Below are 18,661 nucleotides of genomic sequence, written 5' to 3' on the forward strand. Positions count from 1 at the left end.
TCTTCTTTGACCATGATCTTTTCCGAAAACCGGTTCCCACTTTTCGGGATCATGGTCTAGTCCTTCTCGACCAGTGTCAGCGAAACGCCGGCGCCATCCAGCGCCTCGCGCATCTGCGGTCCCAGTTCTCGACCGGTGAAGACGGCGTCGAACGCCTTGAGATCGGTCAGGAAATGCAGGGCGGTGCGGCCGAACTTGCCGTGATCGACCAGCAGATATTTGCGGGCGGCCGCGGCCATCATCAACCGCTTGGTATGGACCACTTCCTGGTCCTGGTGGAAGGCGGAAACGCCGTGGATGGCGGACGACGACAGGAAGGCGACATCGGCGCGCAACGATCTCAGCGTGTCCTCGGCAAGCAGGCCGAAGAAACCGTGGAATTTCTTGCTGTACTGGCCGCCGAGCGCGATCAGGGTGATACCGGCAACGCCGGCCAGATCCTGTATCACGGCCAGATTGTTGGAGATCACGGTCAGCGGGCGCAGATCCGCAAGGTGGCGCGCAATGCCGCCCGCCGTCGAGCCGTCGTCGATGATCACCGTCTGGCCCGGTTCGATGACAGCCACGGCGGCAACCGCCAGGCGCTGCTTCTCCTCGGCGGCCTGCTTCTGACGGTAGCGGAAATCACTTTCGAACAGGCCGCTCGGCTGAATCGAGGCGCCGCCGCGTATCTTGCGCAGGAAGCCGCTTTCCTCGAGCTCGTCGAGGTCGCGATGGACGGTCATCTTCGACACGCCGAAGCGCGAGGCAAGGTCATCGACACTGGCCGTGCCGGTGTCCATCAGAAAATCCATGATGCCTTGCCGCCGGCCGTCGCTCTTCATCGTCCAGCCTGTTTCCTTTAATCCGCGTCGCCGCGTCCGCCGTAGCAGAACGGCGGGTTAGAGCTATTATAACAGATAAAATCGCATGCATGCCAAATTTTTTGTGATGGTGTTATGTTTCCTTGGGATATTCCTTGCTTCTGATCGCTGCCTTGTAACAAGAATTGCTCTCGGCGGCATGGCCAAAGGTTGCGGTTCTCCGGAAATCCGGCCAGAAGCATCAATGGGCTGAACGACGAACGGACAGCTCGCAAACCATAGGCTTGAAACCAAATACGGGAGACCATTGGGTGGCTCGCATCACACTGAGACAATTGCTCGACCATGCCGCCGAACACGGCTATGGCGTGCCTGCCTTCAACATGAACAATATGGAACAGGGCCTTGCCATCATGGAGGCGGCCGAGGAGACCAAATCGCCTGTCATCCTGCAGGCGAGCCGCGGCGCCCGCGCCTATGCGAACGACGTCGTGCTGGCCAAGCTGATCGACGCGCTGGTCGAGATCCATCCCGATATCCCGGTTTGCATGCATCTCGACCATGGCAACAACGAAGCCACCTGCGTGACCGCGATCCAGCACGGCTTCACCTCGGTGATGATGGACGGATCGCTGAAGGAGGACGGCAAGACGCCGGCCGATTACGACCATAATTCCGGCATCACGCGGCGCGTCGTCGACATGGCGCATTGGGGCGGCGTGTCGGTGGAAGGCGAGATCGGCGTTCTCGGATCCCTGGAGATGGGCGGCGGCGAACAGGAAGACGGCCACGGCGTCGAGGGCGCCGTCAGCCATGACCAGTTGCTGACCGATCCGGAGCAGGCGGTGCAGTTCGTCAAGGACACGCATGTCGATGCGCTGGCCGTTGCCATGGGCACCAGCCACGGCGCCTACAAGTTCTCGCGCAAGCCGGACGGCGCGGTGCTCGCCATGAACGTGATCGAGGAGATCCACCGCCGCCTGCCGAACATGCACCTGGTCATGCACGGCTCGTCCTCGGTGCCGGAAGAGCTGCAGGAGATCATCAACAAATATGGCGGCCAGATGAAGCCGACATGGGGTGTGCCGGTCGAGGAGATCCAGCGCGGCATCAAGCACGGCGTGCGCAAGATCAACATCGACACCGACAACCGCATGGCGCTGACCGGCGCGATCCGCAAGGTGCTGACCGAGAACCCGAGCGAGTTCGATCCGCGCAAATATCTGACGCCGGCAATGGCCGCCATGAGGAAGCTGTGCAAGGAGCGCTTCGAGCAGTTCGGCACTGCCGGCAACGCCCCCAAGATCAAGCCGCTGCCGGTCTCGGAAATGGCCAAGCGCTACAAGTCGGGCAGTCTCGACCCGAAGTTCGGCTGACGTGTTGAGGCAGGCATGAGCACAGTGTAATCGTTTCGGCTTCTAACCCGTGCTTGAGACGACCAATTGTCGGAGTCGGCGCTGCCCCTCATTGCCCTGCCGGGCATTTCTCCCCGAAAACGGGGAGAAAGGGGCTGGCCGCGACGTTGGCGCCCTTCCTGCAACGCTGGCGATTGGCGAAACCGGCGACGACAGCTCCCCTCTCCTCGGCAGGCAGTGAGGGGCAGCGCGAACGTGGATAATCCAGTCGAGGACGGCTTCAAACCTGAAGCGATCCTGCTCGCGGCAAAATCGCCGTCCTGCCGGTCTCGATAAACGGCGCCCAATAATCGACCGACTCGCGGATCATCGCGACGACCTGGTGGTCGACCGGCTCGCGTTCGCGGAACGACAGTTCGAGGCAGATCTCGTTGTCGACGCCGCCGCCGCGGCGAACCGTCTCCAACAATTTTTCCGGTGTGATGCGGCCGCCCTTGTTGTAGGCGGCGATGAACGGCCAATGGCCGCCCTTGTTCATCGACGACTGCTTGATGTGGATGATCGGCGAGACCGTGGGAAAGGCTTCGGCCCAGGCATAGGGGTCGATGTCGTCCGGATTGCTCGAGGTGACGTCGCCATGGTCGATATCGACCATCATCTTCAGCGGGATGGCCATGCCGGCCGCTTCGATCTCGTTGTGCAGGGACCGGCAGCACTCGATCGTATGGCCGAATTCGCGGCCGACCGACATCGGCTCCCAGAACAGATAGGTCAATCCGGCCGCCCTGGCGTGCTCGGCGACCTCGCGCCAGCATTCCAGCGCGATCTCGAAAAGCCGCGCGCGACGCTCGGGATCGTCAAAATCCCGGTGCGTGAAGATCGCGAACTGCGTGCCCATGCCGCTGGCGCCGAGCTCGGCCGAAATGTCGGCAAAGGTCTTGAACCAATCGACGTAGTAGCGGCGCACGTCGGCGTCGGGATGGCCGAAATGGTTGAGCCGCCCGTAAGGGCCGGTCATCCCGGACGTCACGCGCACGCCGGTGCGGTCGAGCGCCGTGCGGAACAGGCGGACGAATTTCGAGATCGTCGCCGCCGGCCAGCCGGGATTGACGAATTCATGCGTGAGCTGCACGTCCCGGATGCCGATGTCGTAGGCGATCGCGTCGATCAGATCGTCCGGTTCGGCAAAACGGTTGACCAGCGGATTGGTGTTGAGGGAAAGCGTAAAAGTCATCAGCCTGCCCTCACCAGTCGGCCAACGCACCAGTCCTCGAAGGCGGCTCTTTCTGCGGCGGACAGATGCAGGCCGTGCTTGGTGCGCCGTTCGAGAATATCGGCAGCGGTCAGCGCCCATTCATGCTCGAACAAATAACTGGCTTCGCGTTCGAAAAAATCCTTGCCGAAGCACCGGCCCAGTTCGGTGAGCGACCTGGACGCACCGACCACAACGCGCGTCCTAGTGCCGTAGAGCCGGCCATAGTGTTTGACCAGCGATGCCGGCATCCAGGGAAATTCACGGCCGAGATCGCCGAGAAACTGCTCGAAATCGGCGTTGGCGATATCACCACCCGGCAGGTAGCCTTTCGACGTCCACGGCTTGCCCATTTTCGGAAAGAAAGGTGCGATCCGGTCCAGCGCATGCTCGGCCAGCTTGCGGGAGGTGGTGATCTTGCCGCCGAAGACGGAGAGCAGCGGCGCCTGCCCGGATGATGCGTCGAGTTCGAAAATATAGTCGCGCGTCACCGCGCTCGGATTGTCGGAGTTGTCGTCATAGAGCGGCCTGACGCCCGAGAACGAGTAGATGACATCGTCGCGGGCAAGTTCGCGCTTGAAGTAGCGGTTGACCACCTTGATCAGGTAGTCGACCTCGCTGGCATCCGCCGCCACGTCTTCCGGCCGCCCCTCATAGGGAATATCGGTGGTGCCGATCAGGGCCAGATCGTTCTGGTAGGGATTGATGAAGATCACGCGCTTGTCGCTGTTCTGGACCAGATAGGCCTGCCGCCCTTCCCAGAATTTCGGCACGACGATGTGGCTGCCCTTGACCAGCCGGACATTCCGCTTGGAGTTCTGGCCAGCCACGCGGTTGATGATGTCGTTGACCCAGGGACCGGCGGCGTTTATCAGCGCACGCGCCCGAACCGTGGTCCTGACGCCGGTTCGGCTGTCGCGCATCTCGACCGACCACAGGCCGTTTTCACGGCGGGCGGCGGTGCAGGCGGTCCGGGTGAAGATCCTGGCTCCCCGTTCCGCAGCGTCGAGCGCATTGATGACGACGAGACGGGCGTCGTCGACCCAGCAATCGGAATATTCGAAACCGCGCTTGAACGCATCCTTGATCGGTGCGCCTTCGGGCGCGGTGCGCAGGTTGAGCGTGCGGGTGCCCGGCAGCCGTTTGCGGCCGCCAAGATGATCGTAGAGGAACAGACCGAGCCGGACCAGCCAGGCCGGCCGGTCGTCCGGGCTGTGCGGCAGCACGAAGCGCATCGGCCAGATGATATGCGGCGCCGATTCAAGCAGCACTTCGCGTTCGATCAGCGCCTCGCGCACCAGCCGGAATTCGTAGTATTCGAGATAGCGCAGGCCGCCATGGACGAGCTTTCCCGATCGCGAACTGGTGCCTTCGGCGAGATCGTCTTTTTCGCACAGGATGACGGAAAGCCCGCGGCCGACTGCGTCGCGCGCGATGCCGGCGCCATTGACGCCACCGCCGATGACGAACAGATCGACGATTTCAGTGGCGCCGCTCATCTCGCCGGATCCTCTATGCCTGGATTGCGTTTCATGGCTGCCGCGACCTTCAGCACGGGTTGACCGGCGGGAGCCCGACGATGAAGCGGCGCACCTCTTCGGCCGCTTGCTCGGCCGCATAGGTCACCGTGCGCACGGAAGCGCCGGCGATATGCGGCGTTAAGGTGACATTCGGAAGCTGCAGCAGCGGCCAGTCGGCAGGCACCGGCTCGACCGCGAACGTCTCCAGCATGGCGCTGCCGATATGGCCTGAGACCAGCGCATCGTAAAGCGCGTCGTAATCGACCAGTGGCCCGCGCGCGGTGTTGACGAAGATCACCCCCGGCTTCATCCGAGCGATGATGTCCTTGTTGATGAGGCCGCGGGTTTCCTCGGTCACCCGGGGATGAAGCGTGACCACATCGGAGCGGGACAGGAGATCGTCGAGCGCGACCAGTTCGACGCCGTCATTGCGGTCTTCGGCGCTCAGTTGCACATAGGGATCGGTGACCAGGATGCGGCAGCCGAAGGCGCGCAGCAGGCGGACAACCTTGGTGCCGATATTGCCGTAGCCGATGACGCCGACGCTCATTTCGTTGAGCTCGCGGCCGGTACGGTCGGCCCGGTAGAGATCGCCGCGCCATTCCCCTTTGCGCAAGGCCTCGTGCCCGACCCGGATCAGCCGCGTCTCGGCAAGGATCGCACCGATGGTGAATTCGGCCACAGCACTTGCATTGCGGCCGGGCACATTGACGACGGTGATGCCGTGGGCCCTGGCGGCAACCATGTCGATGTTGATCGGGCCGCCGCGCGAGACCGCAACCAGCTTCAGCGCAGGCAGACGCTGCATCATGGTCTCGGACAGCGGCGCAAGCTGGGTGACGAATATCTCGGCGTCGCCAATGAAATCGACCACCTCGTCCGGATCGCCAAAATACTCCTTCACCTTGTCGAGGCCGAGCGCCGCATTGCCGAATTCCATCGGCTCGTCGGGCCAGGCCGCCTCAAGGGTGCGGATGTCGAGATTGTCGCCGCAGGCCTTCTCGATTTTCTCGCGAAAGACCTCGGGAAGCATGAAGCGGTCGCCAATGATTGCAATCTTCTTATGCATGCTCGACTTCTCAGTTTGCCCTGGACGCGGCCATCGACCGCCAGACCGGCCGCAGCGCCTCATGCGCCAATGTGTAGGACGGAACCGCCCGCTCATAGATCGCGGCAAGTTTTCGGTCGCTCGGTTCCGTCGCGCCCAGCAGCGGCGTGACCCATTCGCCGACGCATTCGTCCATCGAACTGTATTGGCCGACGCAGACCGCAGCGATCATCGCGGCGCCCGCCGCACCGGTTTCCTCGCGTTGGCTGGTGCGAATGTCGGCGCCGACGACAGCGCCGAGGATCTTGCGCAGAGCCGGGCTTCTGGCGGCGCCGCCGGTCAGCCGGATTTCGCTCGGCAGCGGCCCCATGGCGGCGTAGCAATCGCGCGACGCGAATGCCAGCCCCTCAAAAACAGCGCGAACCATATCGGCATAACCGTGCCGCGACGAAATGCCGACGAAACCGGCCCTGGCATTGGCATCGACGAACGGCCCGCGCTCGCCGGCCTCCGACACATAGGGCTGATAGAGCAGCGAGGCCGGCTCCGATGACGATATCCATTCGTCGACCAGCGCGATCATCTCGCCATTGCTGCGGGTGATGCCTTGCGAGGCGAGTATGCCGGAGGCGAGGCTAAGGATCCAATCGATGTTGAGCGTCGCTGCCATGTTCGACTGCATCTGCGCAAAGACGCCGGGCGCCGGCATCGTCATCGTGTAGCCGGTCCTGGCCTCGTTGAGCAGCACCTCGTCCGGCGTCTGAGCAAGCCGCATATGCATGCCGGTGGAGCCGATGATCGAGCAGCCAGGCTTGCGCTCGCGGTCGAGCAGGCCGGCGCCGAGCGCGGTGCAGGCCACGTCGACATAGGCCAGTACCACCGGCGTACCGGAAAGCAGCCCGGTCGCTTTGGCAGCCGCCGCCGACAGGCCGGCGTTATGCCTGGTGCCGTCGACGATCGGCGGCAGCAGATGCCTGAGGTCGGCGACGCCGAGCACCTCAAGCACCTCGTCGCAATAGCCGCGGGTGCGAAAGTCGCCAAAGGTGAAGGTGCCCTCGGAAGGATCGGTGGCGCGTTCGCCGGTCAGGTTGAAATAGAGCCAGTCCTTGCAATGGAACGCTGTCGCGGCGCCGGCAAGCCTGTCAGGCGCGTTGTGCTTCATGAAGGCAAGCTGCGGCCCCTGCTGGCAGGCCGCGAGCCCGCTGCCGGTCTTTTCGAAACGAAGCCGGTCATCGGGGCGCGCGCGGATCTCCTCGACGATGGCGGCAGCGCGCGCGTCGAGCCACAGCCAGCCCTTGGCGACCGGCTCACCGTCCTTGTCGATCAGCCAGGTGCCGTCGCCCTGCCCGGTCACCGCGATCGCAATGATGCGGCTTGCGAGGTCCGGCACCTTGTCGGCAAGCTGTCGCAATGTGGTCGCCGTATCGGTCCAGGTGCGTGCCAGATCCTGCTCGGCGCCGCCGCCCGGCAAGGTCTCGTACCGGTTCGGTACCGCCGCGGCCGCGAGCTGCCGGCCCGCCGTGTCGAAGGCGACGGATTTGATGACAGACGTGCCGGCGTCGATGCCGATCAGCACATCCCGCATCAGGCAAGCTCCATGCCGTGCGAAATGGCCATGCCGCTGGACTGATCGAAGACGTGCAGATTTTTCGGATCGATGCTGATGTTGATCGGCGCGCCAAGCTCCAGCCGGGTCCGGTCATGTTCGACCAGGACCAGCGAGCCGCCGGCGAAATCCGCCGCGATATGGGTCTGGTCGCCGAGCCATTGGTTGGCCGAAACCGTCGCCGGCACGCCGTCCTTCGAGCGGCGAACCGCATAGGGCCTGACACCGATGACGACCCGCTGCCGTTTGAGCAATTCGTCGCGAACCGAGCCGCTGAACGCGTCCTTGTCATAGTCGAGTGAAAGCCCGTCGGGCAGCCGCAGATTGATCTTGTCGGCGGCCGTGCCGACATAGGCCTCGAAGACATTCATCGGCGGCTCGCCGACGAACGTGCCGGTGAACAGGTTGGCCGGCCGCTGCTTGAGCATATTGGGCGTATCGAACTGCTGCAGCACGCCGCCTTCCATCACCGCGATCCGGTCGGCCAATGCATTGGCCTCGGTCTGGTCGTGAGTGACCAGGATCGCGGTCAAGCCGCGCTCCTTGATGAAGTGCTTGATGCGGCCGCGCAGCACCGCGCGAAGCTGCGGCTCGAGCTGGCCCATCGGTTCGTCCAGCAGATGCAGGTCGGCCTCGCGGATCAGTGCCCGGCCGAGGCTGGCGCGCTGCTGCTGGCCGCCGGAGATGGAACTCGGATAGCGCTCAAGAATGTCCTCGATCTCGAGCAGCTTGGCGATGCTGGCAACTTTCGCGTCGACCTGACTTTTCGGCAGCCTGGCCGCCTTCAGCGCAAACGCCATGTTCTCGCGCACGGTCAGCGGCGGATACAGCGAATAGCCCTCGAACGCCATCGCCACATTGCGCTTGACCGGCGGCAGCGTGTGCACCTTGCGGCCGGCAACCGAAATGCTGCCGCGCGAGACCTCTTCGAAGCCGGCGATCATGCGCAATGTCGAAGTCTTGCCGCAGCCGGACGAGCCGAGCAGTGCGACGATCTCGCCCTTGTCGATTTCCATCGTCAGATTCTGAACGGCGTGCACACCTCGGTCGATCGGGCCGTAGAATTTGTCGACGCCCGAAATGGTGAGTGCGCTCTGGCTCATGCCGCTTCTCCGCTGCGCAAATTGACGACGTTTTTCGAGCCGATACGGTCGCCACTGGCACGATCGAACAGCAGGGCGCTTTTGCCGTCGACGGCGATATGGGCCCTGCCCTCGGTTTGACCCGCTGTTCCGGCCGGCCGGGAGACCAGGATTTCGCGACCGCGCACGGTGCGCACCAGCGTGACGATCTTTTCGTTGAGCGGCGTCTCCGCCTCGACGGTCACCGGAATGGCCGCGGGTGTTCCTTCGTCGACGAAGCGCAGCGCTTCGGGCCGCAAGCCGATCACGCAATCGCGGCCGACCATGGCGTCATAGGCGCCGGTCAGATGGACCTGGACATTCGACAGACCGACATAGATGCCCTTGGCATCGCGCGACGGCTTGACGTCGAGCAGGTTGATTGTCGGATCGCCGAACAGCCGCGCGATCTCGATGTTGGCCGGCTCGCGATAGATCTGTTCGGGCGTGCCGAGCTGCTTGATGACACCTTGCGACATCACCGCGATGCGATCGCCGAGCGCCATGGCCTCCTTGTAGTCCTGGGTGACGTAGACGACGGTCGCACCGCGATCTGCCAGCAGCCTTGGCAGTTCGAGCCGCATTTCGAAGCGCAGTTTGGCATCGACGTTGCGCAGCGGGTCGTCGAGCAGCAGCACCGGCGGCGAGCCGACCAGAGCGCGGGCGAGCGCGGTGCGCTGCTTCTGGCCGTTGGACAGCGCCCGTGGCTTGTGGCTGAGCACGTGGCCGATCTTCAGCAGCTTGGCGACGCTCTCGACACCCGCCTTCATCGCGCTTTGCGACGATCGCTTGGCCTGAAGCGGCGTGGCGATGTTGTCGAAGGCGGTCATGTGCGGAAACAGCGCGAAATTCTGGAATGCCATGCCGACGCCGCGGAACTCGGCGTCAAGATCGGTCATGTCCTCGCCGCCGATGAAGATTTTTCCCTCATCAGGGTCGATGACGCCGGCGACGAGCCGCAGCAGCACCGTCTTGCCGGCGCCGGACGGTCCGAACAGGACCAGGGTTTCGCCGTCGGCGACGCTCAACGACAGATTGTCGAGCACAGTCTGGCTCTTGTAGCGCTTGACGACATTTCGCAATTCGAGGCTGGCCATCGAAGCTATCCTTTCACCGCGCCGAGCGACAGGCCTTCGACGAGATAGCGCTGCGCGTAAAGGGCGAGCGCCAGCGTCGGCGTGATCGACAGCACGATCGCTGCCGAGATCTGGCCGTACTGGATGCCGGAGGAGGTGATGAAGGCGAGCGCGCCGACCGTCACCGGCTGCTTGTCGGCCGAAGCGAGCACGAGCGCGAAGATGAAATTGTTCCAGGCGAAGATGAAGGCGAGCAGGCCGGCAGCCGCGATGCCGGGGCCGGCGAGCGGCAGCGCGATCTTGCGGAAGGTGGCGAACCAGGAATGGCCAGCGATGCGATAGGCATATTCGATATCGGCCGGGATGTCCTCAAAATAGCCGCGCACGATCCACAGGATCAGCGGCAGGCAGATCAGCTGATAGACCCAGATCAGCCCGATATAGGTGTTGGCCAGTCCAAGCTTCTGGAAATAGAGGGTGAGCGGCAGCAGCACCAGCAGCGCCGGCGCGAACCGGAACGACAGCAGCGTGAAGGCGATGTCCTCCGAGCCGCGGAATTTGTGCCGGGCAAAGGCGTAAGCGGCGGGGACGCCGAGCAGCAGCGCGACGGCGACCGAGGTGACCGACAGGAACACCGAATTCCACAGGTTGCGCATGAAGGCGATGTCGAGCGTGCCGGCCGCCGTGGTCAGCTTGCCGGTGATCAGCGCGGTGTAGTTGGCCAGCGTCGGCTTGAAGACAAGCTGCGGCGGAATCCGCAGGATGGTCTCGTTGGTCTGGAAGGACATCATGAGGATCCAGACGATCGGGAACATGAAGAAGATCACGACCAGCGTCAGCGCTATGCCACGCAGGATGCGTTCGAGAAGCGAGGTGTGTTCCATCCCGGCCTCCTATGCCAGGCCGCGGGCGCGTTCGCGCAGCCGCAGCCAGTTCTTGATGAAGATGTTGGAGAGGAAATAGGTGATCGCCCACAGGATGATCATCAGCGCCGCCGAGCGGCCGACATTGGTCGACTGGAAGAAATTGAGATAGGCCTCGACCTGGAAGACGGTCAGCGTGTCGCCCGGACCGCCCTGGGTCATGGCATAGATGATGTCGAACTGCTGGATGGAATCCAGCAGGCGAAACAGCGTCGCCGTCAGGATGTAGGGCGTCAGCATCGGCAAGGTGATGCGGAAGAACACAAAACTCCGCGGCACGCCGTCAAGTGCCGCCGCCTCGAAGGGCTGCGTCGGCAGGCTGCGCAGGCCGGCAAGCAGCAGGATCATGATGAAGGGCGTGTAGACCCAGATATCGACAAGCACCACCGTGAAAAGCGCGGTCGACGGCGACGAAGCCCAGCGGAAATCCTGCAATCCGATCAGGCTGGCGAGGTAGCTCAGCACGCCAAAGCCGGGATTGGTCATCAGCTTCCACATCAGCGCGGCAAGCGCCGGCGCCGTCATCAGCGGCATCAACAGCATGATCGAGATGAAGTTGTTCAGCGTCGAGCGCTTCTGCAGCAGCATGGCGATGCCGAGACCGAGAAGCAGTTCAAGCAGCACGGTGATGCCGGCATAGAGCAGCGATATCTCCAGCGTGTTCCAGAACCTCGGGTCGGTGAAAAACGAGATGTAGTTGTCGCCCCAGTTGAACTGCCGCGCCCAGGGCTGGCTCAGCCGGTAGCGCTGGAACGAGTAGACGACCGACGTGAAGAACGGGATCAGGATGCCGATGCAGACGAGCAAGGCCGGCAGGCTGAGCACATAGGGCAGCACTTTCTTGCTGATCCTGAAGCCGGAAGGCCTGTTTCTTTGCATTGTCGCCGTAGTCATCGTGGCTCACCCGTCATCTCTGTTGCTTCGCCCTGCCGGCCGCCCAGGGAGCTAGGCGGCCGGTTGGGCGAGTGGCGGCACCGCCGTTGTTTGAACATCGGAATTTCCCAAAACCGATTTGGGTCCGATGCTCCAGGCGCCGATTCGCAGTGGAATGGCCGGCTGGCCCGCAGCAGCGGGCCGGCCGGCCGCCAGGACTCAGCCGAGCCCGGCTTCCTTGAGCTGGCCGTCGACGCTGCTGGCCAGCATGTCGAGGCCTTCGTCGACCGGCACTTCCTTGGCCACCATCTTCTGCAGCGTCGCCGCCCATTCGGTGGTCAGATCGAAGAACAGCGGCTGCGGGGTGAACTTGATGCTGGCGCCGGGCGCCGAAACGTCGAACATCTCGACATAACCCGGATAGCTCTTGTTCAGCTTCTCGCGGAACATCTGGTCGTTCCAGACCGACTGACGCACCGGATTGACGAAGTCCATCTCAGTCGCACCGAACAGTGCATGCTCAGGCCCTGATGCCCATTGCATGAAGTACCAAGTGGCGTCCTTGTCCTTCGAGAAATTGGACATCGACAGCGACCAGATCCAGATGTTGGGCGTCGGAGCCTTGGCGGCGGGATTGGCCTTGAAGGCAGAGAAGGCGAGCTTGCCGGCCATCTTGTTGTCGCCGCCGTTCATGAAGTAGCCGAGGATGTCGGCGTCGAAGATCATCGCCGAGGCGCCGGCGCCAAGGTCGGTGCCGACCTGATACCAGGTGTAGGTCGACCAGTCCTTGGGGCCGCTCTCCTGGATCATCTGGACCCACTGCTTGTGGAAGGCCTTGGATTCGGCGGTGTTCATCGCGGCCGACAATTTGCCGTCAGCCGAGACGTTCAGGTCCTTCTGGTCAAAGTTGGCATAGGCCGACAGGAAGCCGGGATGGATCGTCGCCCAGGAGCGCGAGCCGCGCACGCCGATGCCGTAGACGCCGCCGCCGACATCCTTGGTGAGCTTGGCCGCCGTAGCGACCATCTCGTCCATATTGCCGGGAACGCTGACCCCGACCTTGTCGAACATGCCCTTGTTGTAGGTGATGTTGTTCTGTTCGAAGCCCCACGGAATGCACCACTGCTTGGCGTCGTCGGAACCGAGCACGCCGCCGGGCTGACCGTTCCAGGCACAGGACTTCCTGACACCGGGCAGGAAGTCGTCCCAGGCATAGTTCACGTTGGTCTTGGTCGGATCCTTGATCCACTCGTTAAGGTCGGTGATCCAGCCGGCCGGGCCATAGGTCCAGGTCATGTAGGCGCCGGTCATGAAGGCATCGTATTCAGGCGAGCTGGCCGACAGCGCAGCGGTGACCTTGTCGAAATAGACATCCTCCGGGAAGACGTCGTAGACGACTTCCATGCCGGTCAACTTCTTGAAGTTTTCAAGGTTGGCGATCATCGCATCCGCGTAAGGATGCTTGTTGAGCAAGAGCTTGATGGTCTTGCCCTTGTGCGCCTGCCAGTCGAAATCCGCCGCCAGCGCACGGGTCTGCCCCAGGTTGAGCAGCGTTCCGGCCGTGCCGGCGGCAAGGCCCATCGCGCCAAGGCCCTTGATCAGCCCACGACGATCGACTTGTCCGCGCAGGAACGCGTCGATCAGGTCTTTTTCTTTCTCATGCATTTGTCTTCTCCTCCACAGGGTAGTTTCAATCGAATGGCTGCCGGCTACCCGACCGGCGTCTGCTCCACGAGTTTTCGCGCCGTCCGCTCATCGGTGACCAGGCCCTTGAGATAGCGGCCCTCCAACACCGATTTGATGGCACGAACCTTCACCTTGCCGCCGGCAACGGCGACAATCCTGCGATTGCTGATGTCTTCGCGCGCCAGCGCCAGCGCGCGGTTGGAAAGCGTCGTCTCGACCGCTTTTCCAGCATCGTCGAAGAAATGGCCGAGCAGTTCGCCGACACCGCCGTTGCGTCGGATCTCCTCCATTTCGCCCTTCTCGATCATTCCGGTAGCGACCAGCGACGCCTCGCGCTCGGCAGTGCCGATGCCGGCGATGAGCAGGTCGGCGGCCTTGCCGAGATCAAAAACCTCGCTGATGCCCTTCTGCCCAAGCAGCACGGTTCGATCCTCGACCGTGTTGGCGAACATCGGCACCGGCATCACATAGGCTTCGGCGCCGGTCCGTTCGGCCAGGCGGTGAATGACGTCGTGCGGATTGGCCGAGAACTTGCGCGTCAGGCCGCCGAGCAATGAGACGAATCGGGTCTTTTCGGCCGATATGCGCGGCAGATATTCGACGCAGGCGGCGAGCGTGCGGCCATGGCCGACGCCGATCAGCGTATCCTCGCCGCGTTCGATCTCACGCTTGAGGAACTGCGCGCCGGCGATGCCGAGCGCCTTGAGCGGCAAGTCCTCGCCATCGAAGTCGGGAACGACCTCGCAATAATCGAGGCCGTAGCGGCTGGACAAATCGTCTTCAAGCGCGACGCATTCCGACACTTCGCCGTCGATATAGACTTTGACCAGCCCTTCCTGATTGGCCTTGGTGATAAGGCGATGCGCCTTGAGGCTGGTCAGGCCAAGCCGCTTGGCAACCTCCGACTGGGTCAGCCCGCCAGCATAATGGAGCCAGGCGGCGCGCGTCGCCATACTGGTTTCATCGTCGCGCAGGAGGCCGTTTCCAAAACCAACCATTTCCGCCCTAAGATATTTTTATCAGGTGATGCAAAATTTTTCACAAGGTGTCCCAGGAGTCAAGCGTCGCAGCGTTCAAATCACCTTGAGAGGGCAAAAAAGGCCTACTGAAGCAGCCATCGTGCAGGGCGGTGCCAGTCTGAAATGCCATGCCTGTCGACCTGAAGGGCAAAGGCTGAAAGGCTCGCTCCAAGCGAACCAGTTGCATGGCCGCAAAGGCCTGCTCCCGTTCAATGAGCGCATAACTGGGCTGACCGACGCCAACCGCCGATTTGCTGAAAATGCTCTGCCCGCCGAATGGCGGTGGAGCTCGCTTGCGGATCAGGCGAATTCGGGCAAGGAGGACAGGGGCCGAGAAGTATCGATCTTCACATTGCGAGAGCTACAATAATTCTTCACGAACGGCTATCTATCCTGGCGACAGGTGTTTGGTTCGAGTCACGAGGGGCGCGGCTTGGAATTCGATTTGAAGACCATTGAGGCGCTTGCTCCCGATCAGGCGTCGCTGAGCGCCGCCTCCAAGCTGACCAAACGATCGAACTGGCCGCGGCTCGAAAAGCATGAGCCCCAGGCGCTCATCTGGGGTGAATGCCAGGGCTCCGGCTCCAATCCATATCGGGTGGTGGTCGACACCGGCGATCACGGCTACAAATGCACCTGCCCGTCGCGAAAATTCCCGTGCAAGCACACGCTGGCGCTGATGTGGATTGCCGCCACCGCGCCAGCCAGTTTTGCAGCCGCTGAATCCTCGCCTGAATGGGTGAATGACTGGCTTGGCCGGCGCAGGAAGACGACGCCACCGCCAGCGCAACCGATAGAAGGTGTGGCAGCCAAAAGCATTGATGAGGCTGCACGGACGGACGACAGCGCCGCCGTCGAAGACGGTGCGGCGGTGGAGCGTCGTGAGGCTGCGCAGCGCAAGCGGGCGGAAGACACACGACAAGCAGTGTCGGCGGCGCTCGATGAACTCGATCAATGGATCGCCGACCAGTTGCGGCTTGGTCTTTCCGGGTTTGTCGACGGCAGCAGCGACCGTTGCCGCCGGATTGCCGCGCGGCTGGTCGACATGAAGGCAACCGCGCTTGCCGGTCGCATCGACGAGATCCCTTCGCGGCTGATGGCGCTGCGCAGCGAAGAAAAACCGGATGCGGCGATCCGTGAGCTTGGCAAGCTTGTGCTGCTGGCCAAGGCATGGCGGGCGTCGCCCGACGACCCAGAGCTGAAGCGCCTCGTATCGACCTCTGAAACCCGCGAACAGGTTCTGGCCAATCCGGATGCAAGACAGGTCGAAAGCTTCTGGGAGGTTCTGGGCGAGAAGATCGAGAGCCGCCGTGACGGTCTCGTCAGCCATTCGACCTGGCTGCTCGATCTGAAGTGCGCTACCCCGCAATTTGCCGTGCTGCTCGATTATTTTCCGGCTTCTGCCGGACGCCGGTCCAACGCTTTTGCGCCGGGCGATCGTTTCGATGCCCGGCTGGTCTTCTATCCATCACGCAAGCCGCTGCGCGCATTGGTGGCAGAGCGCATGGGTGAGGTGACGTCCGGCGCGTGGCCTGATTTCAGCTTTGGCGCTGCAAAGGACCCACTCGCCACGCATGCATCCTATCAGGATGCTGCGCCTTGGATTACCGATTGTCCTCTCATACTGCCGCCTGGTGCGATCCTGGTCGATGACCGCGGCACAGGCTGGTGGCAGGCCGCGGATGATCCGCAAGGGATCGCCTTGCCGATCGCAGGCGCTGTCAATCAAACATTGCTCGGCCTCGACCTTGCGGCCACGGCAGCGCTCTGGGATGGCGCCCGGCTTGACCTTCTGGCGGCTCAAAGCGGATTCGGGAGGCTTGACCTGTCGTGAACGAGGGCGAGCAAACAGGCCTGGCGACAATGCGCGATTGCTGGATCACCGGCGGAGCCACCTTCGATCTGGCTCCGACCGCCTGGAAGACGATCGCCGGCGGTGCAAGTCCCGACGAGCAGGAGCGCCGGCTCCTGGCAATCGCAGCACAAGCGCTCGACGTCGCCCTGCGGCCGGCGGCGCCGAAGACGCTCAAGCGCCGGCCGCCGCTGCCCAGGCTTGCGCTCCCGATGCTGCCGGAGCGGTTGCGGCCGCTGTTGAGAGCCGCTCTGAAACATGCCGTCGACGCGCGACGCAAGACGCGCGTGGTGACGCTTGTCGCCAGCCGCGGCTTTGTGCTCCATCCGATGGACTGGATGCCCGTCGCGTCGGATCAGAACAGTCCGGACGTCTACGCCCCCTGGATCGACTGGCAAGCAAGCGTGGACGGGGAGAGACATGCCCCGCAAGAGAAACTGACGGCGGAAAATTGGGATGAGTTCTATCCCGCCGCGCGACGCATCGCGCTGGCAGACATGCGCCGCAGTGAACCGGCTTCGGCTCGACTGCTGATCGAGGCCAAGGCGTCGGGCGAGCCCGCCGAGGTCAGGCTTGCGCTCGTCGAACTCATGCGCTTCGGCCTGAATCCTGAGGACGCGCCGTTCCTTAAAAGCCTCTCCGCCGACAGGTCCGGCAAGGTGCGCGAACTGGCTGGCCGGCTGCTGGCAAGGTTGGGAGAGCACGGCCGTTCAGACGCTGGCGGACCGGGTGATCCCGCAGCTGAACTCGCCGCTTTCATCAGCGAAGGCAAATCCGGCTTCATCCGCCGCCGCAGCATCTACACGCCGGCGAAGTTGAAATCGCCGGCGCAGGAAACGCGTCGCGCCGAATTGTTCGAGACCTGCAATCTCGTCGACCTGGCCGCGCGGTTCAGTGCTACCGAACCTGAGTTCATAGGCGCCTGGCAATTCGGCGCCGACAACAATGCCGACATCCTGATCGCACGAATGGTCGCCGCTTCGGGGAGCGACGCCGCGGTGACGCATATGGCCGACGCACTTGTCGCCGATGGCGGCAAGCCAGCGCTGTTCGTACTGCACCTCACGCCGCGCCTGGACAGTCGCAGAAAACGAGCCCTCGTCCGGCTGATCCTCAAGCAAGCGAATTACCTCAACGCGATCAATCTGGCGGAAGGCATTGATGCTGGCTGGCTGGAATGGGACGATCTTTCGAATGGGTCGGCTGTTGCGGCGCTGCGTTCCGCCGTTGCGGGAACCGACGACGCCATGCGCCGAGGCGCCGACGATATACTGGAAACGATCTGCTTCCTTGCCACGGCGACCACGGCAGCAAAATTGATCGACGAGGTCGTCGCAGCCGGCATGCCGCCCGCAGCCCCATCACTCAGTGTCCTGCGTCTCAACGCGGCGCTGGCCGAACATCAGTCTAGAACCGACACATGATCAATCCGGAGAATTCATATGAACGCTGCCATCCGTCTCCCGGTCGAGCAGGCCTATGCCTCTGAATTGCAGGCGCTGGCGCGCGGTGACGACAGGCAAAAGCCTGCCGGCTGGAGCCTCTCGCCACAAGCTGTGCTGACTTATCTGCTGGGCGGGAAGGCCGGTGACGGCACGCCGGTAACGCCAAAATATGTCGGTCGCCGCCGACTGATGGAGACCGCGGTGGCAACGCTCGCCACCGACCGCGCACTGCTGCTGCTCGGCGTTCCCGGAACGGCCAAGTCCTGGGTGTCGGAACATCTGGCCGCCGCCATCATGGGCGACTCGACGCTGATCGTGCAGTGCACGGCCGGTACCGACGAGAACCAGATCCGCTATGGCTGGAACTATGCGCAACTTCTGGCAAAGGGCCCGAGCCAGGAAGCATTGGTGCCGACGCCGCTGTACCGCGCCATGCAGACCGGCAAGCTCTGCCGGCTCGAGGAACTGACGCGCATGGGCTCGGATGTGCAGGACACGCTGATCACCGTACTTTCCGAAAAGATGATGCCGATCCCGGAATTGAACACATCGATCTATGCCCAGCGCGGCTTCAACATCATTGCCACGGCAAACAATCGGGACAAGGGTGTGAATGAACTCTCCTCGGCACTCAAGCGTCGCTTCAATGTCGTGGTGCTGCCATTGCCGGAAGACATGGCTGAAGAGGTGGCGATCGTCTCCAAGCGGGTCGACGAGATGGCCGGCGGGCTCGACCTGCCGGTGCCGAAAAATGTCGGCGAGGAGATAGCCCGGGTATTGACCATCTTCCGTGAATTGCGGTCCGGTGCGACCGCCGACGGCAAGGTGACGCTGAAGACGCCCTCGGGCTCGCTGTCGACCGCCGAGGCGATCGCGACGATGGTTGGCGGTCTGAGCCAGGCGGCGTGGTTCGACAGCGGCAAGCTCGGCGCCGAAGGTCTCGCCGCCAGCCTTGTCGGGGCGATCGTGAAAGACCCGGTCCAGGACAAGGCAGTGCTGGAAGAATATCTGGAAACAGTGCTCAAGAAGCGGCCTGACTACGCCGGCTACTATGCGGCCTTGAACGCAGCGATCTGACGCGC

Annotated in this window: 15 protein-coding genes; 4 read left to right on the forward strand and 11 right to left on the reverse strand. The window is 63.0% G+C overall.

The annotated features are described in order from the left end of the window. Nucleotides 1-56: 56 nt before the first annotated feature. A complete protein-coding gene (locus AC0L28_RS16195; protein WP_023800192.1) occupies nt 57-824 on the reverse strand; it encodes a DeoR/GlpR family DNA-binding transcription regulator in 768 nt (255 codons plus the stop codon). A 290-nt stretch (nt 825-1,114) separates the two neighbouring features. On the opposite strand from AC0L28_RS16195, the gene fba reads away from it, so the two are divergent. Beyond that, nucleotides 1,115-2,179 (forward strand): class II fructose-bisphosphate aldolase, encoded by a 1,065-nt coding sequence (gene fba / locus AC0L28_RS16200; protein WP_287281579.1) that lies wholly within the window; start codon nt 1,115-1,117, stop codon nt 2,177-2,179. A 259-nt stretch (nt 2,180-2,438) separates the two neighbouring features. Here fba and AC0L28_RS16205 read toward each other — a convergent pair whose 3' ends face one another. The 10 genes from AC0L28_RS16205 to AC0L28_RS16250 all read right to left on the reverse strand — a co-directional run bounded on the left by AC0L28_RS16205 (nt 2,439) and on the right by AC0L28_RS16250 (nt 14,261). Continuing rightward, nucleotides 2,439-3,392 (reverse strand): sugar phosphate isomerase/epimerase family protein, encoded by a 954-nt coding sequence (locus tag AC0L28_RS16205; RefSeq protein ID WP_473478683.1) that lies wholly within the window; start codon nt 3,390-3,392, stop codon nt 2,439-2,441. Continuing rightward, a complete protein-coding gene (locus AC0L28_RS16210; RefSeq protein ID WP_473478685.1) occupies nt 3,392-4,909 on the reverse strand; it encodes a glycerol-3-phosphate dehydrogenase in 1,518 nt (505 codons plus the stop codon). Before AC0L28_RS16210 ends, AC0L28_RS16205 begins: the two co-directional genes overlap by 1 nt. Nucleotides 4,910-4,958: 49 nt before the next feature. Continuing rightward, complete coding sequence (locus tag AC0L28_RS16215; RefSeq protein ID WP_128167492.1) at nt 4,959-5,999, reverse strand: 2-hydroxyacid dehydrogenase; 1,041 nt, start codon at nt 5,997-5,999, stop codon at nt 4,959-4,961. A 10-nt stretch (nt 6,000-6,009) separates the two neighbouring features. Next, nucleotides 6,010-7,563, reverse strand: a complete 1,554-nt coding sequence (locus AC0L28_RS16220) for an FGGY family carbohydrate kinase (RefSeq protein ID WP_473478688.1) — start codon at nt 7,561-7,563, stop codon at nt 6,010-6,012. Further along, the gene (locus tag AC0L28_RS16225; protein ID WP_023800186.1) at nt 7,563-8,687 is read right to left on the reverse strand and encodes an ABC transporter ATP-binding protein; all 1,125 of its coding nucleotides are present in this window, start codon (nt 8,685-8,687) and stop codon (nt 7,563-7,565) included. Before AC0L28_RS16225 ends, AC0L28_RS16220 begins: the two co-directional genes overlap by 1 nt. Next, nucleotides 8,684-9,802: an ABC transporter ATP-binding protein gene (locus AC0L28_RS16230; RefSeq protein ID WP_023800185.1), complete on the reverse strand. Its 1,119-nt coding sequence runs from the start codon at nt 9,800-9,802 to the stop codon at nt 8,684-8,686. The genes AC0L28_RS16225 and AC0L28_RS16230 overlap by 4 nt, the downstream gene beginning before the upstream one ends. A gap of 5 nt (nt 9,803-9,807) precedes the next feature. Next, entirely contained in the window at nt 9,808-10,665 is an 858-nt protein-coding gene (locus tag AC0L28_RS16235) for a carbohydrate ABC transporter permease (RefSeq protein ID WP_023800184.1), read from the reverse strand. Nucleotides 10,666-10,674: 9 nt separating this feature from the next. Then, nucleotides 10,675-11,598, reverse strand: coding sequence for a carbohydrate ABC transporter permease (locus tag AC0L28_RS16240; protein ID WP_091599904.1), 924 nt, complete (start codon nt 11,596-11,598; stop codon nt 10,675-10,677). Nucleotides 11,599-11,796: 198 nt separating this feature from the next. Beyond that, nucleotides 11,797-13,242 (reverse strand): ABC transporter substrate-binding protein, encoded by a 1,446-nt coding sequence (locus tag AC0L28_RS16245; RefSeq protein ID WP_128167495.1) that lies wholly within the window; start codon nt 13,240-13,242, stop codon nt 11,797-11,799. A gap of 44 nt (nt 13,243-13,286) precedes the next feature. Continuing rightward, nucleotides 13,287-14,261, reverse strand: coding sequence for a sugar-binding transcriptional regulator (locus AC0L28_RS16250; RefSeq protein WP_027152561.1), 975 nt, complete (start codon nt 14,259-14,261; stop codon nt 13,287-13,289). Between the two features lie 454 nt (nt 14,262-14,715). Here AC0L28_RS16250 and AC0L28_RS16255 point away from each other — a divergent pair, with 454 nt between their 5' ends. Genes AC0L28_RS16255 through AC0L28_RS16265 form a run of 3 tightly spaced genes read left to right on the forward strand, consistent with a single transcriptional unit; the run spans nt 14,716 to nt 18,656 of the window. Further along, on the forward strand, nt 14,716-16,116 hold the full coding sequence (locus AC0L28_RS16255) for an SWIM zinc finger family protein (RefSeq protein WP_128171921.1): 1,401 nt from the start codon (nt 14,716-14,718) through the stop codon (nt 16,114-16,116). After that, a complete protein-coding gene (locus AC0L28_RS16260; protein ID WP_473478692.1) occupies nt 16,113-17,558 on the forward strand; it encodes a DUF5691 domain-containing protein in 1,446 nt (481 codons plus the stop codon). Before AC0L28_RS16255 ends, AC0L28_RS16260 begins: the two co-directional genes overlap by 4 nt. Nucleotides 17,559-17,576: 18 nt before the next feature. Further along, nucleotides 17,577-18,656 (forward strand): ATP-binding protein, encoded by a 1,080-nt coding sequence (locus AC0L28_RS16265; protein ID WP_077381511.1) that lies wholly within the window; start codon nt 17,577-17,579, stop codon nt 18,654-18,656. Nucleotides 18,657-18,661 lie beyond the last annotated feature (5 nt).

This window comes from Mesorhizobium sp. WSM4847 (assembly GCF_055811335.1).

Coding starts and splice junctions, on each gene's coding strand:
- AC0L28_RS16230 (WP_023800185.1), bottom strand. CDS start 9,802: ATGGCCAGCCTCGAATTGCGAAATGTCGTCAAGCGCTACAAGAGCCAG.
- AC0L28_RS16225 (WP_023800186.1), bottom strand. CDS start 8,687: ATGAGCCAGAGCGCACTCACCATTTCGGGCGTCGACAAATTCTACGGC.
- AC0L28_RS16250 (WP_027152561.1), bottom strand. CDS start 14,261: ATGGTTGGTTTTGGAAACGGCCTCCTGCGCGACGATGAAACCAGTATG.
- AC0L28_RS16210 (WP_473478685.1), bottom strand. CDS start 4,909: ATGAGCGGCGCCACTGAAATCGTCGATCTGTTCGTCATCGGCGGTGGC.
- AC0L28_RS16205 (WP_473478683.1), bottom strand. CDS start 3,392: ATGACTTTTACGCTTTCCCTCAACACCAATCCGCTGGTCAACCGTTTT.
- AC0L28_RS16220 (WP_473478688.1), bottom strand. CDS start 7,563: ATGCGGGATGTGCTGATCGGCATCGACGCCGGCACGTCTGTCATCAAA.
- AC0L28_RS16245 (WP_128167495.1), bottom strand. CDS start 13,242: ATGCATGAGAAAGAAAAAGACCTGATCGACGCGTTCCTGCGCGGACAA.
- AC0L28_RS16195 (WP_023800192.1), bottom strand. CDS start 824: ATGAAGAGCGACGGCCGGCGGCAAGGCATCATGGATTTTCTGATGGAC.
- AC0L28_RS16235 (WP_023800184.1), bottom strand. CDS start 10,665: ATGGAACACACCTCGCTTCTCGAACGCATCCTGCGTGGCATAGCGCTG.
- AC0L28_RS16215 (WP_128167492.1), bottom strand. CDS start 5,999: ATGCATAAGAAGATTGCAATCATTGGCGACCGCTTCATGCTTCCCGAG.
- AC0L28_RS16265 (WP_077381511.1), top strand. CDS start 17,577: ATGAACGCTGCCATCCGTCTCCCGGTCGAGCAGGCCTATGCCTCTGAA.
- AC0L28_RS16240 (WP_091599904.1), bottom strand. CDS start 11,598: ATGACTACGGCGACAATGCAAAGAAACAGGCCTTCCGGCTTCAGGATC.